At 72.8% G+C, this 26,809-nt stretch carries 22 protein-coding genes; 13 read left to right on the forward strand and 9 right to left on the reverse strand.

Translation table 11 applies throughout. From position 1 onward, the window contains the following. The first annotated feature begins 46 nt into the window (after positions 1–46). The 5 genes from ACTHAM_RS08525 to ACTHAM_RS08545 all read left to right on the forward strand — a co-directional run bounded on the left by ACTHAM_RS08525 (position 47) and on the right by ACTHAM_RS08545 (position 5,050). Entirely contained in the window at positions 47–361 is a 315-nt protein-coding gene (locus tag ACTHAM_RS08525; RefSeq protein ID WP_440686353.1) for a TusE/DsrC/DsvC family sulfur relay protein, read from the forward strand. Positions 362–394: 33 nt separating this feature from the next. Continuing rightward, positions 395–931: a DsrE/DsrF/DrsH-like family protein gene (locus tag ACTHAM_RS08530; RefSeq protein WP_440686355.1), complete on the forward strand. Its 537-nt coding sequence runs from the start codon at positions 395–397 to the stop codon at positions 929–931. A gap of 144 nt (positions 932–1,075) precedes the next feature. Next, on the forward strand, positions 1,076–2,734 hold the full coding sequence (locus tag ACTHAM_RS08535) for an AMP-binding protein (RefSeq protein WP_440686357.1): 1,659 nt from the start codon (positions 1,076–1,078) through the stop codon (positions 2,732–2,734). Between the two features lie 62 nt (positions 2,735–2,796). Continuing rightward, positions 2,797–4,443 (forward strand): ABC-F family ATP-binding cassette domain-containing protein, encoded by a 1,647-nt coding sequence (locus ACTHAM_RS08540; RefSeq protein WP_440686359.1) that lies wholly within the window; start codon positions 2,797–2,799, stop codon positions 4,441–4,443. A 46-nt stretch (positions 4,444–4,489) separates the two neighbouring features. Next, positions 4,490–5,050, forward strand: coding sequence for a gluconokinase (locus ACTHAM_RS08545; RefSeq protein ID WP_440686361.1), 561 nt, complete (start codon positions 4,490–4,492; stop codon positions 5,048–5,050). 16 nt (positions 5,051–5,066) lie between these two features. On the opposite strand, the gene fucO is transcribed toward ACTHAM_RS08545, so the two are convergent. Beyond that, the gene (fucO, locus tag ACTHAM_RS08550; RefSeq protein WP_440686363.1) at positions 5,067–6,218 is read right to left on the reverse strand and encodes a lactaldehyde reductase; all 1,152 of its coding nucleotides are present in this window, start codon (positions 6,216–6,218) and stop codon (positions 5,067–5,069) included. A gap of 359 nt (positions 6,219–6,577) precedes the next feature. Between fucO and ACTHAM_RS08555 the strand changes: the two genes are divergently transcribed. From ACTHAM_RS08555 to ACTHAM_RS08575, 5 genes are all read left to right on the forward strand, one after another. After that, positions 6,578–8,080, forward strand: coding sequence for an FGGY family carbohydrate kinase (locus tag ACTHAM_RS08555; RefSeq protein WP_440686365.1), 1,503 nt, complete (start codon positions 6,578–6,580; stop codon positions 8,078–8,080). A gap of 18 nt (positions 8,081–8,098) precedes the next feature. Next, the gene (locus ACTHAM_RS08560; protein WP_440686367.1) at positions 8,099–9,091 is read left to right on the forward strand and encodes a sugar phosphate isomerase/epimerase family protein; all 993 of its coding nucleotides are present in this window, start codon (positions 8,099–8,101) and stop codon (positions 9,089–9,091) included. Beyond that, on the forward strand, positions 9,088–10,050 hold the full coding sequence (locus tag ACTHAM_RS08565; protein WP_440686369.1) for a transketolase: 963 nt from the start codon (positions 9,088–9,090) through the stop codon (positions 10,048–10,050). The genes ACTHAM_RS08560 and ACTHAM_RS08565 overlap by 4 nt, the downstream gene beginning before the upstream one ends. Beyond that, positions 10,047–11,012 carry a transketolase family protein gene (locus ACTHAM_RS08570; protein ID WP_440686371.1) on the forward strand — a complete coding sequence of 322 codons (966 nt, stop codon included), beginning with the start codon at positions 10,047–10,049 and terminating at the stop codon, positions 11,010–11,012. Before ACTHAM_RS08565 ends, ACTHAM_RS08570 begins: the two co-directional genes overlap by 4 nt. 134 nt (positions 11,013–11,146) lie before the next feature. Then, a complete protein-coding gene (locus ACTHAM_RS08575; protein ID WP_440686373.1) occupies positions 11,147–12,151 on the forward strand; it encodes a sugar-binding transcriptional regulator in 1,005 nt (334 codons plus the stop codon). Between the two features lie 21 nt (positions 12,152–12,172). Here the strand turns inward: ACTHAM_RS08575 and ribB are convergent, their stop codons facing one another. From ribB to ACTHAM_RS08590, 3 genes are all read right to left on the reverse strand, one after another. Further along, a complete protein-coding gene (gene ribB, locus ACTHAM_RS08580) occupies positions 12,173–12,775 on the reverse strand; it encodes a 3,4-dihydroxy-2-butanone-4-phosphate synthase (protein ID WP_440686375.1) in 603 nt (200 codons plus the stop codon). A gap of 117 nt (positions 12,776–12,892) precedes the next feature. Continuing rightward, a complete protein-coding gene (locus ACTHAM_RS08585) occupies positions 12,893–13,927 on the reverse strand; it encodes a LacI family DNA-binding transcriptional regulator (RefSeq protein WP_440686377.1) in 1,035 nt (344 codons plus the stop codon). 97 nt (positions 13,928–14,024) lie between these two features. Beyond that, on the reverse strand, positions 14,025–16,673 hold the full coding sequence (locus tag ACTHAM_RS08590) for a glycoside hydrolase family 78 protein (RefSeq protein WP_440686379.1): 2,649 nt from the start codon (positions 16,671–16,673) through the stop codon (positions 14,025–14,027). 185 nt (positions 16,674–16,858) lie between these two features. Between ACTHAM_RS08590 and rhaI the strand changes: the two genes are divergently transcribed. From rhaI to ACTHAM_RS08605, 3 genes are read left to right on the forward strand one after another with little or no spacing between them, the layout of a single operon-like run. After that, on the forward strand, positions 16,859–18,031 hold the full coding sequence (rhaI, locus tag ACTHAM_RS08595; protein ID WP_440686381.1) for an L-rhamnose isomerase: 1,173 nt from the start codon (positions 16,859–16,861) through the stop codon (positions 18,029–18,031). Between the two features lie 6 nt (positions 18,032–18,037). Then, positions 18,038–19,537 carry a rhamnulokinase gene (locus ACTHAM_RS08600; protein ID WP_440686383.1) on the forward strand — a complete coding sequence of 500 codons (1,500 nt, stop codon included), beginning with the start codon at positions 18,038–18,040 and terminating at the stop codon, positions 19,535–19,537. A gap of 26 nt (positions 19,538–19,563) precedes the next feature. Continuing rightward, positions 19,564–20,205: a class II aldolase/adducin family protein gene (locus ACTHAM_RS08605; RefSeq protein WP_440686385.1), complete on the forward strand. Its 642-nt coding sequence runs from the start codon at positions 19,564–19,566 to the stop codon at positions 20,203–20,205. Between the two features lie 58 nt (positions 20,206–20,263). On the opposite strand, the gene ACTHAM_RS08610 is transcribed toward ACTHAM_RS08605, so the two are convergent. The 5 genes from ACTHAM_RS08610 to ACTHAM_RS08630 all read right to left on the reverse strand — a co-directional run bounded on the left by ACTHAM_RS08610 (position 20,264) and on the right by ACTHAM_RS08630 (position 26,808). Beyond that, positions 20,264–21,907, reverse strand: a complete 1,644-nt coding sequence (locus tag ACTHAM_RS08610; protein ID WP_440686387.1) for a methyl-accepting chemotaxis protein — start codon at positions 21,905–21,907, stop codon at positions 20,264–20,266. Positions 21,908–22,156: 249 nt separating this feature from the next. Then, a complete protein-coding gene (locus tag ACTHAM_RS08615; RefSeq protein WP_440686389.1) occupies positions 22,157–23,095 on the reverse strand; it encodes a nucleoside hydrolase in 939 nt (312 codons plus the stop codon). Between the two features lie 79 nt (positions 23,096–23,174). After that, a complete protein-coding gene (locus ACTHAM_RS08620) occupies positions 23,175–24,083 on the reverse strand; it encodes an ATP-binding cassette domain-containing protein (protein WP_440686391.1) in 909 nt (302 codons plus the stop codon). Continuing rightward, positions 24,080–25,870 carry a dipeptide/oligopeptide/nickel ABC transporter permease/ATP-binding protein gene (locus ACTHAM_RS08625; RefSeq protein WP_440686393.1) on the reverse strand — a complete coding sequence of 597 codons (1,791 nt, stop codon included), beginning with the start codon at positions 25,868–25,870 and terminating at the stop codon, positions 24,080–24,082. The genes ACTHAM_RS08620 and ACTHAM_RS08625 overlap by 4 nt, the downstream gene beginning before the upstream one ends. Beyond that, positions 25,867–26,808 (reverse strand): ABC transporter permease, encoded by a 942-nt coding sequence (locus ACTHAM_RS08630; protein ID WP_440686395.1) that lies wholly within the window; start codon positions 26,806–26,808, stop codon positions 25,867–25,869. The genes ACTHAM_RS08625 and ACTHAM_RS08630 overlap by 4 nt, the downstream gene beginning before the upstream one ends. Between the last annotated feature and the right edge of the window lies 1 nt (position 26,809).

The following is a 26,809-nucleotide window of genomic DNA, read 5'->3' on the forward strand; positions in this document are numbered from 1 at the left end:
GAACCACCCACCGACCCGGTACCGAGCACACGAGAGAAGGACCGCCATGCCCGAGACCACGCTCGACGGCCACCGGATCCACGTCGACGCCGAAGGGTTCCTCACGGACCCCGCCGAGTGGGACGAGGAGCTCGCCGCGGTCCTGGCCGCGCAGATCGGCCTGACGCTCACCGACGCCCACTGGAAGGCCCTGCGGTTCCTGCGCGCCGACTTCGCCGAGCAGGGCGAGACCGCCACGCTGCGCCGCGTGTCGACCGTGGGGGCCATCCCCGTCAAGGAGCTGTTCGCGCTCTTCCCCGGCAAGCCGGCCAAGAAGATGGCCTACGTCGCCGGCCTGCCCAAGCCGCACGGCTGCGTCTGAGACGCGACCGGCCCGAGCGATCAGGAGACCGTCATGACCGTCAACGACACGACCACGCACCCCGAGGCACCGGCGATCGTCCCCCAGTTCGACGCCGTCGACGAGGCCTCGGCCGGGCGCACGCTCGCGATCATCTGCTCCAAGGGCAACCTCGACATGGCCTACCCGGGCCTGATCCTGGCGAACGCCGCCCTGGGCGAGGGCGTGCAGACCCACCTGTTCTTCACGTTCTGGGGTTTCGACATCATCACCAAGAAGACGATGGGCGACCTGAAGTTCACGATGCTGGGCAACACCGCCACCCACATGCCACAAGGACTGGGAGGGCTGCCCGGCATGACGGCCATGGCCACGAACCGGATGCGCAAGTCGATCGCGGAGATCGACGTGCCGACCGTCCCGGAGTTCCTCGAGCAGATCGTCGCCTCCGGTGGCCACCTGTGGGCGTGCCGCATGTCCGCCGACATGAACCACCTGACCAAGGACGACCTGTACGACGACGTGGAGGCGATCATCAGCGCGTCCGACTTCATCGAGAAGACCGCCGGCGCCCAGCTGCTGTTCATCTGAGGGCGGGCGCCCACCACCGCAGGGTCGGGCGGCGCTGCCTGTCCGCAGGGTGAGGAGTCCCAGGTCGTCGGCCCGTGCGGCTCCTACGATCGTGCGGGCCGACCGCCCGTGCCGGCCGCCGTCGATCCGAAGGAGCGGGCAGCCATGCTGGGTCTGCACACCGAGTACCTCGTCGAAGAGCTGGACGAGGACGGCGCACCCCGCTCGTTCTCGTTCACGTGCCCACCGTCGTTCAACTTCGCGTACGACGTGGTCGACCGGCTCGGCCGTGAGACCCCGGATCGTCGCGCGTTGCGCTGGTGCAACGACCACGGCGAGGAGCGCACCTTCACGTTCGCCGAGATCTCCCGGCTGAGCGACCAGGCGGCCGCGTACTTCCTGCAGATCGGCGTCCGCAAGGGCGACCGCGTGCTGCTGGTGCTCAAGCGGCACGCGCAGTTCTGGTGGGCGATCCTCGGCCTGCACAAGATCGGTGCGATCGCCGTGCCGGCCACCGACCAGCTCAAGACGTACGACCTGGTGTTCCGCCTGACCGAGGCGCGCATCTCGACGGTCGTGTGCACCCTCGAGGGGGGCGTCGCCGAGCAGGTCGACGGCGCGCAGGCCGAGCTGGGCCGCCCGCTGACCCGCATCGGCGTGCGCGGCACCCGCGAGGGCTGGGACGACTTCGACGCCGGCGTCGCGACGGCGCCCCCGTTCGTGAAGCCCACGGGCGAGGACCTGCCCGTGGCGGCGGACCCGCTGCTCCTCTACTTCACGTCGGGCACCACCGCGCAGCCCAAGATGGTGCTGCACGACCACTCCTACCCGGTCGCGCACATCGCCACGGCCAAGTACTGGCACAAGGTCGACCCCGAGGGCCTGCACCTGACCCTCTCGGAGACCGGCTGGGCCAAGTCCGTGTGGGGCAAGCTCTACGGCCAGTGGTTCCTGGAGACCTGCGTCGACGTCTACGACTTCGACCGGTTCGACCCCGACCGCCTGCTCACGCACCTGCAGGACGCGCGCGTCACCACGTTCTGCGCCGCACCCACCGTGTACCGGTTCCTCATCCAGCAGGACCTGTCCGGCTACGACCTGTCGGCGCTGCAGCACTGCACGATCGCCGGCGAGGCGATGAACCCGGTGGTCTACGAGACGTTCCGCGACCAGACGGGGATCGAGCTCAAGGAGGGCTACGGCCAGACGGAGATGACCCTCGCCGTCGTCACGAACTGGTGGCAGGCGACGAAGGCCGGCTCGATGGGCCTGCCCTCCCCCGCCTACGACGTCGTGCTCCTGCGCGAGGACGGCACCGAGGCGGGCGTCGACGAGGACGGCGAGATCTGCCTGCGGATCCCCGAGGGCACCCGCCCGATCGGCCTGTTCACCGGCTACGCCGACGACCCCGCCACCACGGCCTCGGTCTGGCACGACGGCTACTACCACACGCACGACCTGGCCCGCCGTGACGCCGACGGCTACCTCTGGTACGTCGGTCGCACCGACGACATGATCAAGACCTCCGGCTACCGGGTCGGCCCGTTCGAGGTCGAGTCCGTCGTCATGGCGCACCCGGCCGTGCGCGAGTGCGCGGTCACGGGCGCCCCCGACCCCGTGCGCGGCGTCGTCGTGAAGGCGACCGTCGTCCTCACGGCCGGCTACGAGCCGTCCGACGAGCTGGCCAAGGACATCCAGACGTTCGTCAAGGCCCGCACCGCTCCCTACAAGTACCCGCGCAAGGTCGAGTTCGTCGAGGCCATGCCGACGACGATCTCGGGCAAGATCCGCCGGGTGCAGCTGCGCGAGAAGTCCGAGGGCTGAGCGGGGCGCTCGTCGGCATGCACCCGTCCGGGGCGTCCGTCGGGTCCCGGACAATGGGTCCCATGAGCGCGACCGTGCAGGCCAAGGGTGTGGGTGCCGGGTTCGGCGACCGAGAGCTGTTCGCGGGCGTGGACCTGGTGGTCGCACCCGGGGACGTCGTCGGGCTCGTCGGGCCGAACGGGGCGGGCAAGTCGACGCTGCTGCGCATCCTCGGCGGGCACCGCGCGCCCGACGCCGGGACGGTGTCCGTGTCGCCGCAGCACGCTCAGCTCGGGTACCTCGCGCAGGAGATCGAGCGGCGCGCGGACGAGTCGGTGCACGCGCACCTGGAGCGGCGCACGGGGGTCGGGCCGGCGCAGGTGGCGATGGATGCGGCCGCCGAGCGGCTGGCGACCGGGGAGCCGGGTGCGGACGACGAGTTCGCCGAGGCGCTCGAGCGGTGGATGGGACTGGGCGGCGGTGACCTGGACGCCCGGATGGGCTCGGTGCTGGCCGACCTGGGCCTCGACGTCTCCCCCGACCTGCCGATGACGGCACTGTCCGGCGGGCAGGCCGCCCGGGTGGGGCTCGCGGCGCTGCTGCTGTCGCGCTACGACCTGTACCTGCTGGACGAGCCGACCAACGACCTCGACCTGGAGGGTCTGGACCTGCTCGAGGACTTCGTGCACCGCTCGACCGCGCCGGTGGTCGTGGTCAGCCACGACCGGGAGTTCCTCTCGCGCACCGTCACCTCGGTGGTCGAGATCGACCGCAGCCTGCAGCGCGTCGCCGTCTACGGCGGGTCGTACGACGCCTACCTCGACGAACGCTCCACGGCCCGCCGCCAGGCCCGCGAGGCCTACGAGGACTACTCGGCCCGGCGTGACGCTCTCGAGGGACGCGCACGCATGCAGCGCGCCTGGATGGCCAAGGGTGTCAAGAACGCCCGCCGCAAGTCCGCCGACAACGACAAGATCGGCCGCAAGTTCCGCTCCGACGCCTCCGAGAAGCAGGCCGCGAAGGCCCGCCAGACGCAGCGGATGATCGAGCGGCTGGACGTGGTGGCCGAGCCACGCAAGGAGTGGCAGCTGCAGATGAGCATCGCGGCGGCGCCCCGCTCGGGCGCGGTCGTGGCGGCTGCCCGGCACGCGAGCGTGCAGCGCGGGGACTTCGTGCTCGGTCCGGTCGACGTGCAGCTCGACTGGCGCGACCGCGTGGCGATCACCGGCCCCAACGGTGCGGGCAAGACGACGCTGCTCGGCCTGCTGCTCGGCCGGCTGACCCCCACCGAGGGTCGCGTCGACCAGGGCTCGGGGGTGCTCGTCGGCGAGGTCGACCAGGCACGCGCGGCGTTCGAGGGCGACGACCCGCTGGTGACCGCGTTCTCGCGCGAGGTCCCCGAGTGGACGACCGCGGACGTGCGCACGCTGCTGGCCAAGTTCGGGCTGGGCGGGCACCACATCCCGCGTCCGGCCGCCTCGCTCTCCCCCGGCGAGCGCACCCGCGCGGCCCTCGCGCTGCTGCAGGCCCGCGGGGTGAACCTGCTGGTGCTCGACGAGCCGACCAACCACCTCGACCTGCCGGCGATCGAGCAGCTCGAGCAGGCGCTCGAGGCCTTCGACGGTACGGTCCTGCTGGTCACCCACGACCGCCGCATGCTCGACACCGTGCGCCTGACCCGTCGGTGGCACGTCGAGGACGGGCAGGTCACCGAGGTCACACCTGACTGACGCGATGATGGGGTCTCGGTCCGACGCATCGCCGGGAGGCAGCGCAGTGAGCAGGCAGGACACGACGCCGGCCCCCGGCGTGCACGTGGTCGTCATGGGTGTGTCCGGCTCGGGCAAGTCGACGGTCGCCGGGCTGCTCGCCGAACGCCTGTCGCTGCCGTTCGGCGAGGGCGACGAGTTCCACGGCGAGCGCAACCGGGCGCTGATGGCCTCGGGTGTGCCGCTCACCGACGAGGACCGTGCGCCGTGGCTGGTCGCGGTCCGCGACTGGATGAGCGAGCAGGTGGCGACCGGGTCGGTCGTCGCGTGCTCGGCCCTGCGCCGCGCGTACCGCGACGTGCTGCGCGGGGCGACGGGTGAGGTGCTGTTCCTCGAGGTCGACGTGCCGGCGCAGGTGCTGCGCACCCGCATGGCCGCCCGGACGGAGCACTTCATGCCGGTGAGCCTGCTGGACTCCCAGCTGGCCACGCTCGAGCACCTGGCGCCCGACGAGCCCGGCCTGCGGGTCGACGGCGCCGCACCGCTGCCGCAGGTCGTCGACGCCTGCCTGGCGGGCCTGCGGGCGCAGCGGGGTGCTGCCGGGGGCACGCCGCTCCCGCTGGCGTGACCCCGGCAGCGGCCGCTCAGAGCAGCGAGCGGTAGAGCTCCTCGATCTCGGCGACGGACGCCGGGCGGGGGTTGCCGCCTGCGCACACGTCCTCGAACGCGGCCTTGGCCAGGGCGGGGATGTCGGTCTCGGTGGCGCCGACCGCGGTGATGGACGTCGGGTTGCCCAGGTCGCGGGTCAGCGCCGCGACGGCCTCGACGGCGGCGGCGCGCGCCTCCTCCAACGGCATCGTGTGTGCGCCCTCGACACCGAACGCGGCGGCCACGTCGCGCAGCTTCTCGCCGGTGGACGCGGCGTTGAACGCCATGAGCGGCGCGAGCAGGATGCCGTTGGCCACGCCGTGCGGGGCCGAGTAGAACGCACCGAGCGGGTGGGCCATGGCGTGCACCAGGCCCAGGCCGACGTTCGAGTAGCCCATGCCCGCCACGTACTGCGCCAGCGCCATGCGTTCGGCCGCGACCGGGTCGCCGTCGGCGGCGTCGCGCAGCGAGGCGGCGATGACCTGGATCGCCTTGAGGTGGAACAGGTCGGACAGCTCCCATGCCCCTGCCGTGGTGTAGCCCTCGATGGCGTGCGTGAGGGCGTCCAGGCCGGTGGCGACCTTGAGGGCGCGGGGCGCGCTGGACATCATCTCGGGGTCGACGACGGCCATCACGGGGATGTCGTGCGGGTCGAAGCAGACGAACTTGCGCTGGCGCTCGACGTCGGTGATGACGTAGTTGATCGTCGTCTCCGAGGCGGTGCCGGCCGTGGTGGGCACGGCGATGATCGGCACGGAGGGGTTCTTGGTGGGCGCGCCGCCCTCGAGCGAGCGCACGTCGGCGAACTCGGGGTTGGCCACGATGATGCCGATGGCCTTGCAGGTGTCCTGCGGGGAACCGCCACCGACGGCGATGAGCACGTCCGCGCCGGAGGCGTGGAACGCGGCGACCCCGGCCTGCACGTTCTCGATCGGCGGGTTCGGCAGCACGTCGGAGTAGACCTCGTAGGGGAACCCGGCCTCGTCGAGCAGGTTCGTGACGCGGCCGGTCACGCCGGTCTCCACGAGCACCTTGTCGGAGACGACCAGGGCCTTGGTGAACCCGCGCCGGGCGAGCTCCTCGGGGATGACGGTGATCGACCCCGCGCCGAAGTACGCGGTCTGGTTCCAGATCATGCGCTGTGCCACGTCGCACCTGCTCCGTTCTCGTGCGGCGCCCGTGCGCCGCCGTCCCGCCACCCTGCGCGGGTGGCTCGACTCGATGAATCGATTCAGTCATCCAACCAGCCCCACAGCCGGCACGCACGGGGCAAAAGTCCCGACGACCTGCACACCTTCCCGCCCACTGCCGCCCTGGCGACCCCGGCCAAGGGCGCACGGCGCCGACCGGCACACCCCCGCTACCGACCGGACGGTTGACATCGCGGGAGGCGTCGACCTACCGTGGTGATCGTTGATTCATAACCGAATTTTCATTCACCGCATCGGCGGGGCCGCCGCAGGACGGCGTGCCGCACCGGTGCCGGTGCCACCAGGCAGGAGGAGCGGTGACGGACGTCGTCGTCGCGATCGACCAGGGCACGACCAACACCAAGGCGGTCGCCGTCGACCCCACCGGTGCCGTGCTCGCCCGGGCCTCGGCCCCGCTCGGCATCCGGCACGGCGACGGCGGACGGGTCGAGCAGGACCCCGTCCAGCTCTGGCGCACCGTGCAGCAGGTCGTCGCCGACTGCCTCGCCGCCACGCCCGGGCTGCACCCCGTGGGCGTCGCCCTGTCCACGCAGCGCGAGTCCGTGGTCGCCTGGGACCGCCGTGACGGCCGTCCCCTGGGCCCGGTGCTCAGCTGGCAGGACACCCGCACCGCCGAGGACTGCCGCCGCCTGCTCGCCGACCGACGTGCCACCCTCGTGCCCGCCCGCACCGGCCTGCCCCTCGACCCGATGTTCTCCGCCCCGAAGATGGCCCGGTTGCTGGCCGACGCCCAGCGCGCCGGCGCCGACCTCGCGCACGCCGCCGTCGGCACCGTCGACTCCTGGCTGCTGTGGAACCTCACCGGCGGCGCCGCGCACACCATCGAGGCCGGCAACGCCTCCCGCACGCTGCTGCTCGCCCTCGCCGACGTGGACTCCCTGACCTGGGACGCCGAGCTGGCCGACCTGTTCGGCATCCCGCTGCCCACGCTGCCCCGCCTGGCTCCCTCCTCCGGACCGTTCGGGCTCGTCACCGGCGACGGCCCGCTGCACGGCGTGCCCGTGCTGGCGGTGCTTGCCGACTCGCACGCGGCACTGCTCGGGCACGGCGCCACCGGCCCGAGCACCGTCAAGGCGACCTACGGCACCGGGTCGTCCGTCATGCGTCCGTGGCCCGCACCGGACGTGGTCGGCACCGGGGTGTCCACCACGCTCGCCTGGCTCACCGACCGGCCCACCTACGCCCTCGAGGGCAACATCCGCTACTCCGGCGCCGCGCTCGACTGGACCGCCTCGCTGCTCGGGCTGACCGGCGGCGCCGCGCTCGGCCAGCTCGCCGCCACCGTCCCCGACGCCGGCGGCGTCACGCTCGTGCCCGCGTTCGGCGGCCTCGGCGCACCGCACTGGGACGCCGACGCGGTCGGCCTGCTCACCGGCCTGACCGGAGGCACGGGCCCGGCACACGTCGCCCGGGCAGCCTTCGAGGCCGTCGTCTGGCAGGTCGCCGACGTCGTGGCCGCCATGAGCCCCGACGGCGCACCCTCCCCCGACCTGCTCGTCGCCGACGGCGGGGCGAGCGCCAGCGCGCTGCTCATGCAGCTGCAGGCCGACGCGCTCGGCTGCGAGGTCCTCACCTCGCGGCACGCCGAGCTGTCCGCGCTCGGCGTGGCCGGTCTCGCCGGGCAGGCGCTCGGCTGGGACCCCGACCTGCGGGCCGACCCGCACACCGGCGGGGCCCGGTACCTGCCCTCGATCGACCCCGACGAGCGCGCCGCCCGGCGGGCCCGCTGGGACGCCGCCCTGCACCGGTCCCGAGGCCTGCCGGCCGACACGGACCCCTCGACCTCACGCACGTCCTGATGAACGGAGAGAACGACCATGTCTGAGCTGCCCCGCTTCGGTGCCGGCCTGTGGCACTTCGCGTCCTACGTGGACCGCTACGCCGTCGACGGCTACGCGCCGCCGCTGTCCACGCTCGAGCAGATCGCGCTCGCCGGGACCGTCGAGGACCTCTCCGTCGTCGACGTGCCGTACCCGTTCACCCCGGGCGTCACGGTCGACCAGGTCAAGAGCGCCCTCGCCGAGGCCGGGCTGTCGTGCATCGGCGTGACCCCGGAGATCTACCTGCGCAAGTTCGGCAAGGGGGCGTTCACCAACCCCGACCCGCAGGTGCGCGCCGAGGCGATGGAGCTGCTGCACGAGGCCACCGGTGTGGCCAAGGAGCTCGGCGCGGACTACGTGAAGATCTGGCCCGGTCAGGACGGCTGGGACTACCCGTTCCAGGTCAACCACCACGACCTGTGGAAGCTCGCCGTCGACGGCATGAAGGAGCTCGCCTCGGCGCACCCCGACCAGCGGTTCGTCATCGAGTACAAGCCGCGCGAGCCCCGCGTGAAGATGACCTGGGACTCCGCCGCCCGCTCGATCCTGGGCATCCAGCAGACCGGCTGCGACAACATCGGCGTGCTCCTCGACTTCGGCCACTCGCTGTACGGCGGGGAGTCGCCGGCCGACGCAGCCCAGCTGCTCATCGACCACGGGCTGCTGTGGGGCATGGACGTCAACGACAACCTGCGCGGCTGGGACGACGACCTCATGGTCGGCTCGGTGCACCTCACCGAGATCTTCGAGTACTTCTACACGCTGAAGATCAACGGCTGGGAGGGCGTCTGGCAGCTCGACCAGTTCCCGTTCCGGGAGGACACCGTCGAGACGGCCCGCGCCTCGATCCGGCTGCTCAAGGCGCTGCACCGGGCGCTGGACACGCTCGACATCCCGGCGCTGCGCGAGGCACAGGCCCGGCAGGACGCCATCGGTGCGCAGCGGCTCGTGCAGGACGCGCTGCTGTCGAGCATGGGCGGTGAGCGATGACCGTCACGGTGCCGCCGCTCGGGCTGGTGCACGACCCCGGGCCCATCCCGCTGCTGCCCGCCCCCGACCGGGAGATCGCCGTGCTGGGTCGCGTCCCGGCCGGTGCCGACCGGGACGCCGTCGTGGCGCACCTCACGCAGGCCTCGCACGAGGTGCGCCGGCGGGCGGTGCAGACCGTGCACGACGCCGGACTGGGCCACATCGGCGGGGAGTTCTCCATCACCGACGTCCTGGTCACGCTGTACCTGCACGTGATGAACATCAGCCCCGAGCAGGTCGAGGCTGGCGACCCCGAGCGTGACCGGGTGGTGCTGTCCAAGGGGCACGCCGCCAACGCGCTCTACACGGTGCTGGCCGTCGGCGGGTACATCGCCCCCGAGGCGCTGCGCACGTTCATGCAGCCCGAGTCGATGCTCAACGGGCACCCCGCCCGCGGCAAGATCCGTGCCGTCGAGGCCAACACCGGTCCCCTCGGTCACGGCCTGCCGATCGCGGTCGGCACGGCCGTCGCCGCGCAGATCGACGGTTCCTCGCGCCGCACGTTCGTGCTGCTCGGTGACGGCGAGCTGCAGGAGGGCTCCAACTGGGAGGCGCTGATGACCGCCGGTCACCGAGGCCTGTCGCACCTGTGCGCCGTCGTCGACCGCAATCGCCTGCAGCAGGGCGCCCGCGTGGCCGAGACGAACGACCTCGAGCCGCTCGCCGACAAGGTGCGCGCGTTCGGCTGGGACGTCGTCGAGGTCGACGGCCACGACCACGCGGCCCTGCTCGACGCGTTCGCGGGGGTACCCGCGGCGTCCGGCCGACCGACGTTCGTCATCGCCCGCACCGACAAGGGCCACCCCGTCAGCTACATGCGCGACCACGTCGCGTGGCACCACAAGGTGCCCTCGGCCGAGCAGGTCACCCAGGCGCTCGCCGAGCTCGACGCCCTCGCGGGCGGGCAGGAGGAGAAGTGAGCACCACGGCACCCGCAGCCCCCCCGACCGCGCGGACCCTGCACGACTGCCGCGACGCGTGGGCCGCGACCCTGATCGAGGTGGCCGAGGCAGACCCGCGCGTGGTCGCGGTCGTCAACGACTCGGTGGGCTCCAGCAAGCTCGGCGGGTTCCAGGAGCGGTTCCCCGAGCGGACCGTCAACGTGGGCATCGCCGAGCAGGACATGGTCGGTGTGGCCGCCGGTCTGGCCAACGGCGGCAAGGTGCCGTTCGTCTCGGCGGCCGGCTGCTTCCTGACCGCGCGCGCCATGGAGCAGATCAAGGTCGACGCCGCGTACTCCGGGTACAACATCACGCTGGTCGGGCAGTCGCCCGGCATGGCGTACGGAGAGCTCGGCCCGACACACCACTCGATCGAGGACCTCGCCTGGCTGCGCACGATCCCCGGCATGACGGTGGTGGTCCCGGCCGACCCGACCGAGACGGCGCAGGCCGTGCGGTGGGCCGCCCAGCACGACGGCCCGGTGTACCTGCGGATCTCCCGCATGGGCGTGCCGGACGTGTACCCGGAGGGGTACAGGTTCGTCCCCGGCCGGGCGGTCACGCTGCGCGAGGGCACCGACGTCACGCTGATCGCCACGGGCACCACGGTGTGCCGCGCGCTCGACGCCGCCGACCTGCTCGCCGCGCGCGGTGTGCAGGCCAGGGTGCTGTCGATGCCGACGATCAAGCCGCTCGACGTGGACGCCGTCGTGGCGGCCGCCCGCGAGACGGGTGCGATCGTGACCGTCGAGGAGGCGCTGGTCACCGGTCTGGGCGGGGCGGTGGCCGAGACCGTCGTGCAGCACCACCCGGTGCCCGTGCGGTTCGTCGGGATGCGCGACGAGTTCGCGATCACCGGGTCGGCCGAGTGGCTGCTCGACCACTACGGCATCAGCGCCGCCGGGGTGGCCGACACGGCGTACGACCTGCTCGGACGCTGATCGCCACACCCCACGGCGGATAGAGTCCCGGGACGACGAGGCGCCGGTCCGTACCCACGGGCCGGCGCCCACCGGACGGCCCGGACCGGTCAGGTCGACCGGGCGGCACCCGGTTCAGGACGAGAGAGGCGCACGTGACGGCCACCAGCGGAGCACCCCGGGGCGGACGACGCCTCGGGCACGCCGACGAGCAGACCCGGCTGCTGGCGAAGGTCGCCCGCATGTACCACGAGCGGGGTCTGCGTCAGTCGGAGATCGCCGCCGAGCTGCACATCTCCCAGCCGCGCGTCTCCCGCCTGCTCAAGCGCGCGGTCGACACGGGGGTCGTGCGCATCACCATCAGCGTCCCCTCCGGTGTGCACACCGACCTGGAGGAGGCGCTCGAGGCGCGGTACGGCCTGGCCGAGGCCGTCATCACCGACGCCGGCACCACCGACCCCGACGACGAGGCCGGTGTCGAGCGCGCCCTGGGCGCCGCCGCCGCGGTGTACCTGGAGACCACGCTCATCGGCGGCGACACCATCGGCATCTCGTCGTGGAGCGCCACGCTGCTCGCCGCCGTCGAGGCGATGCGGCCCTCCACCGGCCAGGTCGTCGACGAGGTCGTGCAGCTGGTCGGCGGGGTCGGCGACCCGCGCGTGCAGGTCGAGGCCACGCGCCTGCTGTCGTCGTTCGCCTCCGCGACCGGTGCCGCACCGGTCTTCCTGCCTGCTCCGGGGCTGCTCGGCACGCCGCAGGCCCGGGAGTCGCTCATGGGCGACGCATCCGTCACGCAGGTCACCGCGCACTGGGCCACGCTCACCACGGCCCTGGTGGGTATCGGCACGCTCGACCCGTCACCGTTGCTGCGCAGCAGCGGCAACGGCATCTCGGACGCCGACCAGGCGCAGCTGCGCGAGCTGGGGGCCGTGGGCGACGTGTGCCTGCGGTTCTTCGACGCGCAGGGCACGCCCGTGGCCTCCGCCCTGGACGAGCGGGTCATCGGCATCAGCGCGACGGACCTGCGTCGCATCCCGCGCCGGATCGCTGTCGCCGGTGGCGTGCGCAAGGTCCCGGCCATCCGCGGCGCGCTGCAGGGCGGCTGGGCGAACGTCCTGGTCACGGACGTCGCGGCGGCCAAGGTGCTGCTCGCCGGCTGACGCCCGCAGCACGTCGCCCGGTCAGCCCCGGTCGAGGTGCTCGCGCAGCTCCTCGATCGACACCAGCGGCAGGCGGTGCTGCTGGGCGAACGCCGCCAGGGCATGGCCGCGCAGCATCGTGCCGTCCTCGGCGGCGATCTCGCAGATGACGCCCGACGGGTCGCGCCCGGCGAGCCGGGCCAGGTCGACGGCGGCCTCGGTGTGCCCGGGGCGCTCGCGCACTCCCCCGGCCACGGCCGCCAGCGGGAACACGTGCCCCGGCCGCGCGAGGTCCTCGGGGCGGCTGGTCGGGTCCACGAGCACCTGCACGGTGCGGGCGCGGTCGGCGGCGCTGATGCCGGTGGTGACGCCCGTGGCGGCGTCGACGGACACGGTGAACGCGGTGCGGTGCGACTCGGTGTTCCTCGCCACCATCGGCGGCAGCTCGAGCCGGTCGAGCGCGTCCTGGGTCATCGGCACGCAGATCAGCCCGCGGCAGTGGGTCATCATGAACGCGATGTGCTCGGCGGTGACCGCGTCGGCGGCGACGATCAGGTCGCCCTCGTCCTCCCGGTCGGCCTGGTCGGTGACCACGACGGCCCGCCCTGCGGCGATCGCCTCGACGGCGTCGTCGACCCTGGACATCCGACCTCCTGGTGCTGGCACCCGCGACGCGATGGCCTTGGTGTGCCGGGGCGGATGGGCGTCGATCGTACCGAGCGAACCTGGACGACCCGGCCGGTCGTCCGGTCCGTGGCGACCTCAGCGGGCAGGTTGGCTGGAGGCCCGCACGACCAGCTCGGGCTGGAACACGACGTGGTCGGTGCCCGTGGCCGTCCCCGCCCGCCGGGCGAGCAGGATGTCGGCCGCACGGAACCCCAGCTCATGGGTCGGCTGCCGCACCGAGGTGAGCGGCACGGCCAGCTCGGCGGCGACGTCGATGTCGTCGTAGCCGACCAGGGCCAGGTCGCCCGGCAGCGGGTGCCCGGCTCGGCGCAGCCCGCGCTGCGCGCCGATCGCCACCAGGTCGTTGACGCAGAACAGGCCGCTGGGCAGGCCTCCGTCGCGGGAGAGCAGCGCGGTGATCGCCGCCTCGCCGCCGGCCGCGTCCAACGACGCCAGCAGGACCTCCTCGACGACCTCGTCGGGGTCGAGCCCGGCCGCCCGCACGGCGCGCACCACACCCTCGAACCGGTCGCGGCACTGGCGGATCGTGTGGGCCCCGTTGAGCATCGCGATCCGCCGGTGCCCGAGCGACAGGATGTGCCGCGCGGCGGCCTCTCCCCCGGCCACGTCGTCGACCGCGACCGACGGGATCGAGGCGTCGGGCGACGGGGAGTCCAGGAGCACGACGTCGACGCCCCGGTCCATCACCGCGCGCAGGTGCGCCACGTCGTCCCCGCTGCTGACCACGAGCACCCCCGCCACGCCGTGCTCCTCGAACAGCCGCAGGAAACGGCGCTCGCGTGCGGCGCTGTCGTCGGAGCTGGCCAGCATGAGCGTGAAGTCGTCCTGCGCGAGCCGGTCCTCGACGCCGCGGGCCATGTCGGTGAAGAACGGGTTGCGGATGTCGAGCACGACGACGCCCACGGTGCTGACCGTGCCGGCCCGCAGCTGCCGAGCGGGGGCGTTCGGCACGAACGAGAGGGCGGCGATGGCGTCGGTGACCCGCGCGCGCGTGTCGGGTGCGACGCGCTCGGGGCGGTTGAGCACGTTGGACACCGTGCCGACCGAGACCTGAGCGGCGCGCGCCACGTCCGTGATGGACGCGCGCCGTGAGCGTGCAGCCGGGACCACCGTGCGACCTCGTTCTCCGCGGCGACCCGCACCGCTGGCTGGACCGGATGGGCTCCCAGGCTAGGCCACCCTGTGACGGCTCCCCGTCAGCCCGGCCTCATGCCACGACGGTGTCGACCGGCAGGTCGAGCGTGTGCTCGCCGTGACCGAGCGTGCGTGGAGGTTGTCCGGGCAGGTCGAGCACCGCCGTGGTGCCCACCGGCACGACGGCGTGGAGGACGAACCGGCCCGCGGTGACCTGCCAGTCGACGGACGCCGTGCCGTACGGGGTCAGGTGCGTCGCGCCGGCGTGCGTCAGACCGCCACCAGGCCGCGGGGCGAGCCGGAGGCGCCGGTAGCCGGGCGCATCCGGTGCCAGACCGGCCACGACGCGGTGCAGCCAGTCGGCCACGGCGCCCAGCGCGTAGTGGTTGAACGAGGTCATGTCGCCGGGGTTCACGGTGCCGTCCGGCAGCAGGCTGTCCCACCGCTCCCACGTGGTGGTCGCGCCCATCGTCACCGGGTACAGCCACGACGGGCAGCGTCGTTCGAGCAGCAGCCGGTACGCGCTGGCCACGGCACCGGCCGCGCTGAGGGCGTCGCACACCACGGGGGTGCCGGCGAACCCGGTGGCGATCGTGCCGCCCGACTCCTCGACGAGCGCGGCGAGCCGCGCCGCGGCGGACTCCCGCGTGGCCTCGTCGGGGAGCAGGTCGAAGACGAGCGCGAGCGCGTGACCCGTCTGGGTGTCCCCCGCGACATGCCCGTCGGCGTCGACGTAGCGGGCGGCGAACGCGGCCTGCACCTCGTCGGCGAGCGAGCCGAACCGGGCCGCGTCCTCCCCCAGCCCGAGCACGGCGGCGCTGCGCGCGAGCACGCGGGCGGAGCGCGCGAAGTACGCCGTGGCCACCAGGTGCGGGTCGGTGCGTGCCTGCAGCGGGTTCTCGGGTGGCGCGGTCGGGTCGAGCCAGTCGCCCAGCTGCAGGTTCTGGTCCCACACGCGGCCCGGGCCGGCGAGGGCCTCGACCTGCTCCACCCATGCCTTGGCGCTGGGGTACTGGCGGGCGAGCAGGTCACGGTCGGCGAACCGCTCGTGCAGCACCCACGGGGTCAGTGCGGCGACGTCGCCCCACACGGCTCCGGGCTTGGTCGGGTCCCACCAGTGCCCGCCCGGGATGAACGGCACGTACCAGGGCACGGTGCCGTACTGCTGCTGCTCGGCCGACACGCTGCGCAGCCACTCGGCGAGCATCCCGGCGGTGTCGTACAGGAACGAGGCCGTCGGGGCGAACACCTGGATGTCGCCGGTCCAGCCGAGCCGCTCGTCGCGCTGCGGGCAGTCGGTGGGGATGTCGACGAAGTTCGAGCGCAGGGACCACACCACGTTCTCGTGCAGCCGCTCCACGTCGGGCTCGGAGCAGCGGAACCAGCCGGTGCGCTCCATGTCGGTGTGCAGCACGCGCGAGACGACGTCGTCGGGCCCGAAGTCGCCGACCCAGCCGGTGATCTCGGCGTAGCGGTAGCCGTGGATCGTGAACCGGGGCTCCCACTCGCCCGGGCCGTCGTCACCGAGCACGAGCACGTCGGTGGCCGCGGCACCCCGCAGCGGGCGCGTGCACAGCTCGCCGTCCTCGAGCACCTCGGCGTGCCGCAGCCGGATCGTCGTGCCCGCCGGTCCGTGCGGGCGGATGCGCAGTCGCCCGGCGTGGTTCTGCCCGAAGTCGAGCAGCAGCCGGCCGTCGGGGCGACGGTCGACGCTCACGGGTCGCAGCTCGTCGGTGCAGCGCACCGGGGGGCCGTCCGGCGCGGCGAGCGTCGCCAGGTCGACCTCGGCGATCTGCACCGGCGCCCAGGCGGTGTCGTCGAACCCGGGGCGCGACCACCCGGGCACGCCGAGCCGCTCGTCGTGGTGCTCGCCCTCGTAGAGCCCGGTCGAGATCAGCTCACCGACGGACGTCCGCCACCCCGGGCCGGTGGCGACCGTCTGCCGGGTGCCGTCGGCGAGCACCAGCTCGAGCTGGGCGAGCAGGCCGATGTCGGAGCCGAAGTTGTCGTGCGTGCCGCCCTCGAACCCGATGTGCCCGCGGTACCAGCCGTCGGCCAGGCGCGCGCCGATCGCGTGCGGCCCGGCAGCCCCGAGCAGGTCGGTGACGTCGTAGGTGAGGTAGCGCAGCCGGTGGGTGTAGCTGGTCCAGCCCGGCACGAGCTCGTCGCGGCCGACGCGGGCGCCGTCGATCTCGACCTCGACCAGGCCGTGCGCGGTGACGTACAGCCGTGCGGAGCGGACCGGCTGGTCCACGGTCAGCTCGGTGCGGACCAGCGGCGGGCGGCGCAGGCCACGCGCGGCCGCGTCGGGCGCCTCGGCGGGCTCGGGCTCCGCGGGCCCGACCATGCGCGCCACCCAGTCGGTGGCCTCGAGCAGCCCGAGCTCGGTCGTGGCCCACTCGCTCCACGGGCTCCACGCGGCGTCCTCACCGGCGCCCTCGACGCGGACCCGCAGGCGTACGGCGTCCCGCGAGCGCAGCGGTGCGCTGGGCCACGGGACGAGGACCTGCTCGGCGGAGTCGACCACGGCGTGCACGGGGCGGCTGCTGCCGTCGGCCGACATGACCTCGCCCTCGACCTGGTAGCGCGCCTGCTGGTAGCCCGCCGGGGCCTCGGGGACCGACCAGGACAGGCGGGGGCTGCGCTCCCCGATGCCGAGCGCGCCGGCCTCGTGGTGCTCGAAGCGCACGTGGACGGGAGCCGCCGGGGAGGAGGGAGCCATGAAGCGATTCAACACCGCAGGGGCCCGATTGGCCAACGCGCCTCGACCTGACGCACTCCGCGAGATGAGGAACCGCCCGACCTTGCGCGCGGCGGCGGGCTTGCCTCGGGCGCGAGGACGTGGTTTCATCGATGAATCGATTCATTCTGCCGCACACCGCGGCGCTCCGGTTCGAAGGAGATCCGATGTCGCACTCCCTGCCCGCGCCCGCCGCGGACGCCCTGCGGTCCCAGACGATCGAGATCCCGTCGTGGGCGTTCGGCAACGCGGGGACCCGGTTCAAGGTCTTCACCCTGCCCGGCGGCCCGCGCGACCCCTACGAGAAGATCGCCGACGCCGCCCAGGTGCACCGGTACACCGGCATCGCCCCGCGCGTCTCGCTGCACATCCCGTGGGACCGCGTCGAGGACTACGACGACCTGGCCCGACACGCCGCCGACCTGGGTGTGCGGATCGGCGCCATCAACTCCAACCTGTTCCAGGACGACGACTACCGGCTCGGCTCCCTCACGCACGCCGACGAGCGCATCCGCGCCAAGGCGATCGCGCACCACCTGGAGTGCATCGACGTCATGCGCGCCACCGGCTCGCAGGACCTGAAGATCTGGCTGCCGGACGGCACCAACTACCCCGGCCAGGACTCGATCCGCGCCCGCCAGGACCGCCTGGCCGACTCCCTCGCGCAGATCTACGCCGCGCTCGACGCCGACCAGCGGCTCATCCTGGAGTACAAGTTCTTCGAGCCGTACTTCTACACGATGGACATCCCCGACTGGGGCACCTCGCTGCTGCACTGCCTGGCCCTCGGCGAACGCGCCCTGGTGGTCCTCGACACCGGCCACCACGCGCCGAACACCAACATCGAGTTCATCGTCGCCCAGCTGCTGCGGCAGGGGCGCCTGGGGGCGTTCGACTTCAACTCCCGGTTCTACGCCGACGACGACCTCATGGTCGGGGCCGCCGACCCGTTCCAGCTGTTCCGGATCATGCACGAGATCGTGCAGGCCGGGGCCCTGTCCCCCGACTCGGGCGTCAGCTTCATGCTCGACCAGTGCCACAACATCGAGCCGAAGATCCAGGGCCAGATCCGCTCGGTGCTCAACGTGCAGGAGGCCACCGCCAAGGCGCTGCTGGTGGACGTCGACGCGCTGACCGCCGCGCAGCGCGCCGGGCAGGTGCTCGAGGCCAACCAGGCGCTCATGGACGCCTACCACACGGACGTGCGCCCGATGCTGGCCGAGCTGCGCGCCGACCAGGGGCTCGACCCCGACCCGATCGCCGCGTTCAAGGCCAGCGGGTACGTCGACCAGGTCGCGCAGGCCCGCGTCGGCGGCGCCCAGGCCGGCTGGGGGGCCTGAACGACCATGGCGAGCACGGCAGCCCCCGCGGGGGCGCCCCCGGGCACCTGCCGGGTCGTCGCGGTCGATCTCGGCGCGTCCAGCGGGCGCGTCCTGTCGGTCCGCGTCGGCCCCGGCACGCTCGAGGCGCACGAGGAGCACCGGTTCCCCAACGAACCCGTCACTGCTGGTGGGACGCTGCACTGGGACGTGCTGCGGATCGCGCACGGCATCGAGACCGGCCTGCGCGCCGCCGCGGCCTCCGGGCCTGTCGACGCGATCGCCATCGACTCCTGGGCCGTCGACTACGGCCTGCTCGACACCGACGGCACGCTGCTCGGCAACCCGGTCAGCTACCGCGACGACCGCACGATCGGTGTCCCCGAGCGCGTGCACGCGGTCCTCGACCCCGCCGCGCTCTACGCCGTCACCGGGCTGCAGCACCAGCGGTTCAACACGCTGTTCCAGCTCGCCGCGCAGCGCGGCAGCGCCCAGCTGGCGGCGGCCGACCGGTTGCTGATGATCCCCGACCTGCTGGCCTACTGGCTCACCGGGGTGGTCTCGGGCGAGGTCACCAACGCCTCGACCACCCAGCTGGTCGACGCGCGCCGCCGCGACTGGGACCCGGAGCTGCTGGCCGTCGCCGGGCTGCGGCGCGACCAGGTGCCCGACCTGCTCGAACCCGGGGCGGTGATCGGCACCGTCGCGCCGGACGTCGCCCGCCGCACCGGCCTGGCCGTCGACACCCCCGTGATCGCGGTCGGCTCGCACGACACCGCCTCCGCGGTCGTCGGCGTCCCGGCCACCGGCGAGGACTTCGCCTACGTGTCGTGCGGCACGTGGTCGCTCGTCGGCCTGGAGCTGCCCGCCCCCGTGCTGACCGAGCAGGCCCGCGCGGCCAACGCCACCAACGAGCTCGGCGTCGACGGCACGGTCCGGTTCCTGCGCAACACCATGGGCCTGTGGATGCTGCAGGAGTGCCTGCGCACCTGGGAGCGCGACGGCCTGCCGTGCGACCTGCAGGAGCTGCTGGCCGCAGCCGCCGCCGAGCCGACACTGGCCTGGACGGTCGACGCCGACGACGACACGTTCCTGGCCGCCGGTGACATGCCCGCCCGCATCACCGCGGCGGCATCCGCCGACGGGCGCCCGGCGCCGGCCACTCCCGCGCAGGTCGTGCGCTGCATCCTCGACAGCCTGGCCCTGGCGTACCGCGGCACGATCCGCACGCTCGAGCAGCTCACCGGCCGGCAGGTCCGCACGATCCACCTGGTCGGCGGCGGCTCGCAGAACGCCCTGCTGTGCCAGCTCACGGCCGACGCGTGCGGGTTGCCCGTCGTCGCCGGCCCCACCGAGGCGGCCGCGCTCGGCAACGCCCTCGTGCAGGCACGCACCCTCGGCGCCGTGCACGGCGACCTGGCCACGCTGCGCGACCTGGTCGTCCGGACGCACCCGCTGCCCACCTACCTCCCCCGCGACGAGCACCGCGCCGCGTGGGACGCCGTCGCCCGACGCACCACCACCTGACGCACCACACGACAAGGAGCACCACCATGAGCGCTGCGAGCACCCAGATCCGCGAGGAGATCCTCTACTGGTGCCGCGAGTCGGTCCGCACCGGTCTGAACTTCAACACCCAGGGCAACATCTCGGTGCGCCTGCCCGAGCACGAGGCGATCGTCATCACCCCGTCCGGCATCCGCTACGACGTGCTGACCCCCGAGGAGATGGTCGTCGTCGGCTACGACGGCGTGGTCCGCGAGGGCGACCTGTTCCCCTCCACGGAGACCGACGTGCACCTGGCGCACTACCGCCGCCGCCCCGACGTGAACGCCATCGTGCACACCGAGTCGCCGTACGTGAACGTGTTCGGTGCGCTCGGCAAGGCCATCGACCCCGTGCTGCTCAACATGGTCCTGTACGCCAAGGGCGCCGTGCCGGTCATGCCGTTCGAGTTCTCCACCAACTCCGCGTTCGGCGAGCGCTCGGCCGAGATCCTCGGCGACGCCGTCAACGCGGTCGTGTGGGCCAACCACGGCCTGCTGTCCGTCGGCGAGGACCTGCCCGGCGCGTTCAAGGTGGCCGTCGCCGTGGAGGCCAACGCCCAGGTGCTGGCCGGCGCGCTCGCGCTGGGCACGCCCCGCCTGCTCGACCTGGCCGAGATCGTCATCCCCGAGGGTGCACGCCTGCCCTGACCGGGCCGGGCCGCGATCGGTCGTCGGGTGCATCGCGACGCCCGACGACCGATCGACCTCAGAAGGTGAACTGCGCGACGTCCGAGCGCAGGCCGTGGGCCACCTGCGCCAGCTCGTTCGCGGCGGTGTCCACCTGCACCATCGCCTCGTTGGAGGTGGCCGCCGCGGTCGCGACGCTCGTGATGTTGCTGGCGATCTCACCGGCCCCGGCAGCGGCCTCGGCGACCGAGCGGGACATCTCGGCGGTCGTGGTGGTCTGCTCCTCCACGGCCGAGGAGATCGTCAGCTGGTAGTCGTTGATGCCGGCGATGATCGCGGAGATCTCGCCGATGGCCGTGACCGCGTCCTGCGTGTCGGCCTGGATGGCCTCCACGCGGCGGGCGATGTCCTCGGTCGCCTTGGCCGTCTCCTGCGCCAGCTCCTTGACCTCCCCGGCCACCACCGCGAAGCCCTTACCGGCCTCCCCGGCCCGCGCCGCCTCGATCGTGGCGTTCAACGCCAGCAGGTTCGTCTGCTCCGCGATGGACGTGATCACCTTCACCACGTTGCCGATCTCCTGGCTGGACACCCCGAGGCGCGTCACCTTCTCGTTGGTCGAGGCGGCGACCTGCGTCGCCTCGCCGGCGACCGTCGCCGCCTGCGACGCGTTCTGCGCGATCTCCCGGATGCTCGCACCCATCTGCTCGGCGCTCGCGGCGACCGTCTGCACGTTCCGGCTGACCTGCTCGGCCGCGGCCGCCACGACCCCGGCCTGCGCCGAGGTCTCCTCGGCGGTGGCCGACACCTGCGTGGAGGCGGCGGACATCTGCTCGGTGGCCGCTGCGACGGTCTGCGCGGTCTCCGCGACACCGGCGATGGTGCGGCGCAGCGTGCGCTGGGCGGTGACCAGCGAGGTCGTCATGCGCCCGAGCTCGTCGGCTGCCACCACGGGCGGCTCCCTGGTCAGGTCACCCTCGGCCATGGCACCCAGCGCGGACTGCACGCCTCGCACGCCACGCAGGATGTCGCGCACCACGGCGACGGCGATCACGGCGGCGACCAGCAACGACACCGCGAGGACGAGCCAGACCGTGACGATCGAGGTGCGGGCCAGGGCGGTGCCGTGGTCCGAGGTGGCGCCGGCCTTGTCGGCCAGCGCGGACGACTCGGCCTCGATCGCGTCGGCGGTCGCCTGGCCGTTCGCGGCCAGCTCACCGGTCACGTACCCGTCGATGGCCTCCTGGTCGCCTGCGGCCAGGAGCGGGAGGAAGTTCTGCTCGGCATCCGAGTAGTACGTCAGCACGGCCTCCTCCAGCTCGGCGAACAACTCCGGGCTGGAGGCCACGGGCTCGAGCTGCGACAGGTGCAGGTCGATCTCGTCGCGGTTGGCCTCGATGGTGTCCAGCAGGTCGGCCCGTGCGGTCTCGGTGTCGACCGCGGCAAGCCGGGTGTAGCGGACCCGGTCGCCGGTGAGTGCCTGCGCGAGGCCGTTCAGCGCGGCGAGCGGCACGGCGGACTCGGCGTACATGACGTCCTGCTCGGCCGACAGCTCGTCGAGCCGCACGGTCGCCACGGCGGAGATCGCGACGGCCACGACCGCCACGAGGCCGAGGCAGGTGCCGAGCTTGACGCCGATCGGCCGGTCGGCGAACCACCGTCGCCGACCGTCTGACCTGGTGGACCCGGTTCGGGCGGGGTGTTCTGCGTGGGGCTGGGAGGACACGTGGAGCTCCGTTCATCGACAGGTCAGGGGCGACATCGCGTCGCCACGGTTCCTATCGCGTCACCCATTCCCACCTTGAGAATTCACCCGTCAATTCTTCGATCCAACGGCACTCAGAATGCAAATGACGGCTTGTCGCCGCCGGATCCTTCAGCAACAGTCAGGTATTTTGGATTTGCGATCACGCTCATTCCTCGCCCAGATTCACTCGGTCGGCGGGCGTGGACCGGACGGCCCTGCCCGGCACGTTCAGACGGCCTGCGAGGCCGCCCATGCCGCGTGCTCGGCCAGCTTGAGGAACATGTCCTCGAACATCAGCCGCGTGTCGACGCGGGTGAGCACCCGGATCTCCCGTCCGGCCGGGTCGGCGACGAACCCACCGTCGGGACCCAGCTGCGGCGCGGGGCGCCGGACCCAGGCGGACGAGGACGCGTCAGGCTCGAACGCGGACTGCAGGGCGGTGGCCAGCACCAACGGCTGGTCGCCGAGCGCGTAGGTCTCGCGGCGGCCGCCCAGGTACTCCACGAGTCGGTCCTGCAGGGTGGCGATCTCGCGGTACAGGTAGGCGCCGAGCGGACCGGCGGGGGCCACGCGGGCACGCAGCTCGGCGTCGGAGACGAGGCACTGCCGGTAGGCGTCGCGCGGCACCTGCCACAGGGGCACGGGTGAGGCGAGCAGCACCCGACCGGCGGTCACGTCGATGCCCAGGTTGTACTCGAGCACCGGGGCACCGGGTGGGGCGTCGGCCAGCTCGGGGTCCTCGGGGCCGCCGATCCACACGACCGTCAGGCGGTCGGCGATGGACGGTTCGCGCAGGTACGCCGAGGCGATCTCGGTGAGCCCACCGCCGCAGACCACGAACAGCGGTGCCGTGGTGTCCTCACGCAGGGCCTCGGCCACGATGACGTCGACGCCGGCCGAGTGCTGCGGGGTGTGCTCGTCGACCAGGGCGTCCTCGGTGCCGAGCACGAGCAGGTCGTCGAGGTCGACGCCCATGACGTCCGCCAGCTCGCGGACCCGCCGTGCACCGTTCGCGGCGGAGTGCGGCCCGGGGTCGAACCCGTCACCCGGCGCCAGGTGCGAGCTGATCACCGCCCGCAGGTCCACGGAGGGCGAGAGCAGGTGGTGCGCCAGCTGGAACAGGTCGTCCGGGTCGCCCGCGAAGTCGTTGTCGACGATGACGCGCACGGACGGGTGGTGCGGCCCGGGCAGCCAGGGCGGCCGGCCGGGGGCCCACCGGGCGGCGGGGGATCCGCCCGGTGGGCGCTCAGGCGACGGCACCGGCCTGCTCGTCCTGCTCGGCCTGGATCGCCAGCAGGCGCTGCCGGTCGGCGCGTCGACGCATCTGCTCGTCGGGGTCGGGCACGGGGGCGGCCATCCAGAGTCGCTGCGTGTACGGGTGCTCGGGGGTGCGGGTCACCGCGTCGGTCTCGCCCCACTCGACGATCTCCCCGTGGTACATCACCGCGACCCGGTGGCTGACGTGCCGCACCACGGTCAGGTCGTGCGTGATGAACAGGTACGCGACGCCGGTGCGTTCCTGGATCTCCACGAACAGGTCGAGCACACGGGCCTGCGTCGACAGGTCCAGGGCCGAGACGGGCTCGTCGCAGATGATCAGCCGCGGCTCCAGGGCCAGGGCCCGGGCGATCGCCACGCGCTGGCGCTGACCGCCGGAGAACTCGCGCGGCAGCCGGCCGAGCGCGTCCGAGGGCAGCCGGACCTGGTCGAGCAGGTCACGCACGCGCGAGCGGGCCTCGCTGCGCGAGACGCCGTTGGCCGTGAGCGGCTCGGCGAGGATGTCGCCGACCGTCATCGACGGGTTGAGCGAGGTGTACGGGTCCTGGAAGACCACCTGGATCTCGCTGCCCATCTTCCGGCGGGCCTGCCGGTCGGCGTGCGCGATGTCGGTGCCGCGGTAGTCGATCGTGCCGCTGGCGACGGGCGCGAGGCCGAGGACTGCACGGCCCAGGGTCGTCTTGCCCGAGCCGGACTCGCCGACCAGGCCCACGCACTCCCCCGGCCGCACGTCCAGGCTGACGCCCTTGAGCACGCGGAACGGCTCCTTGCGGTGCCCCGGGCGCGGGTACTCGACCACCAGGTCGCGCACGTCGAGCAGCGGAGCCGCGGCCGGTGAGGTCCCGGCCGGGGCGTAGGGCGGCTGCGGTGTCGTCATCGACGTGCCTCCTGTGCGGGGACGCCCTGGTGGGCGACGAACGGCGGGCGGATGCCCTCCTCGGAGAGGATCGCGCCGAACAGCTGACGGGTGTACGGGTGCTGCGGGTCGCGGAACACCTGGCGGACGTCGCCCGACTCCACGATCTCGCCCTCCTGCATGACCGCGACGCGGTCGCACAGGTCGGCGACGACCCCGAAGTTGTGCGTGACGAGCACCATGCCCATGCCCAGGTCGGCCTGCAGGCTGCGCAGCAGCTCGAGGATCTCGGCCTGCACGGTGACGTCGAGCGCCGTGGTCGGCTCGTCGGCGATCAGCAGGTCGGGTTCGCAGCTGATGGCCCCGGCGATGAGCACGCGCTGGGCCATGCCGCCGGACACCTCGTGCGGGTAGGACCGCATGGTGCGGGCGGGGTCGGGGATACCGACGCGACGCAGCAGCGCCATGGCCCGCTCGCGGGCCTCCTTCTTGCTGATCTTCAGGTGCAGCCGCATGGGCTCGATCAGCTGGTGCCCGATGGTGAACGTCGGGTCGAGGTTGCTCATCGGCTCCTGCGGGATGTACGCGATCGTGCTGCCGCGCATGGCGGTCATCTCGCGGTCGCCGAGCCCGGCCAGGTCGGTGCCCTTCCAGAGCACGCGGCCGCCGGCGACGGCACCACCCTCGGGGAGCAGCCGCATGATGCCGAACGCGGTCTGCGTCTTGCCCGAGCCCGACTCCCCGATCAGGCCGAGGACCTCACCGGCCCGCACGTCGAAGCTGATGCCGTGCACGACCTCCTTGGCACCACCGGCGTAGGCGATGCGCAGCTGCTGCACCCGCAGGATCACCGACGGGTCGTCGGTGGCGAGCACCGCACCGTGCGTGGAGGTGGACTCCGTGGGCACGAAGTCGGCGGCCACCCGGGTGGGCCGCGCCTTCTTGGCACCGGCGGTGCCCTCGAGCGCGTCGCGCAGGGAGTTGGCGACCAGCGACAGGGCAAGGCAGACGAAGGCGATCAGCAGGCTCGGCCACAGCAGCAGGATCGGCGCCTGGTAGATCTTCGCGAAACCGTCGTTGAGCATCGAGCCCCACGTCGGGATCGTCATGTCGCCCAGGCCCAGGACCTCCAGACCGGCCTGGATGGCGATGGCCACCGCCGCGATGGAGGCGACCTGGATGATGATCGGTGCCCGGACCACGCGCAGCACGTGCCGGAAGATGATCCGCAGGTCGGACAACCCGCTGACGCGGGCGGCGTCGACGTACAGCTCGCCGCGCACCGACTGCACGGTGCTGCGCACGAGGCGGAACACCGACGCGGACAGCAGCACGCCGAAGATGCCCATCGCCCACCATGCGGAGGGGCCGACGACAGAGCGGGCGGCCAGCAGCACGACCATGGCCGGCAGGGCCATGAGGATGCTCGCGGCCCAGGACGACAGCTCGTCGAACCACTTGCCGAAGTACCCGGCGATCAGACCGGACACGGCGCCGATGACGACGGCGAAGAGGACAGCCAGCGCGGCACCCAGGAGGCTGAACCGGCAGGCGTAGAGCAGGCGCGCCCACACGTCACGACCCGAGCTGTCCGCGCCGAGCAGGTGGTCGCCCCCAGGAGGGGCCAGCACGTCGGCCAGCACGGCCTCGTTCGGGTCGTGCGAGGTGAGCAGCGGGGCGAACACCGCGGCGAGCACGACGAGCAGCAGGAAGCCGAGCGCGAGCGCTCCGAGCGGGTCGCGCAGCAGCCGGCGCGCGAGGGACGGCGTGGGTGCCGTCAGGTCAGGAGTGGTCGGGGTCGTGGTCACGAGATCCGCGCCTTCGGGTTGAGCCAGCCCTGGACGATGTCGATCACCAGGTTGACGACGAGCACGATGATCGCGACCACCACGACGACGCCCATGATCACGGGGATGTCGCCCTGCGTGGTGGTCGAGACGGACAGCGAGCCGAGGCCCGGGATGGCGAACATCTGCTCGATGACGACGGCGCCGCCGAGCAGGCCGACGAAGAGCAGGGCCAGCACCGACAGCGCGGGGCCGGCGGCGTTGCGCAGCACGTGCTCGAGGATCACGCGACGCTCGGGCAGCCCGCGGCTGCGCAAGGTGCGCACGTAGTCCTGGCGCAGGCCGTCGATCATCGACGAGCGCACCTGCTGGGCGACACCGGCGACGCACCCGATGGTCAGGGCGATCACCGGCAGGACGATCGAGGTGGCCCAGCCGGCCAGGTCGTCCTGGGGACGCACGTAGCCGGTGGGGGCGACCCAGGCGAGGTTGATCGCGAAGACCAGGACGAGCGCGATGGCCACGAGGTAGTTGGGGATCGCGGCGCCGACCAGGGAGACGATCTGCAGCACACGGTCGACCCAGCCGCGCTTGATCGCGGCCCAGACGCCGACCACGGTCGCCAGGACCGCGGAGATGAGGGTGGCGAGCACGACCAGCGAGAGGGTGACGCCCAGGCGGGCGGAGACCAGGTCGGTCACCTGCGCCCCGGAGAACCACGAGACGCCGAGGTCGCCGCGGATCGCGCCGGACAGCCAGTCGACGTACCGCTGCAGGAGCGGCTGGTCGAGGCCCAGCTGCTGCGCCTTGAGGTCGACCGCCTCCTGCGAGGCGTTCTGACCGAGCAGCGTGCGGGCGATGTCCGCGCCGGTGAGGTAGATCAGCCCGTAGGCGACGGTGCTGATCACGAAGAGCATGGCGACGCCGGAGACCAGCCGCCGCAGGAGGAACTTCAGCACT

Source organism: Cellulomonas soli (assembly GCF_052036975.1).
Lineage (GTDB): Bacteria > Actinomycetota > Actinomycetes > Actinomycetales > Cellulomonadaceae > Cellulomonas > Cellulomonas soli_A.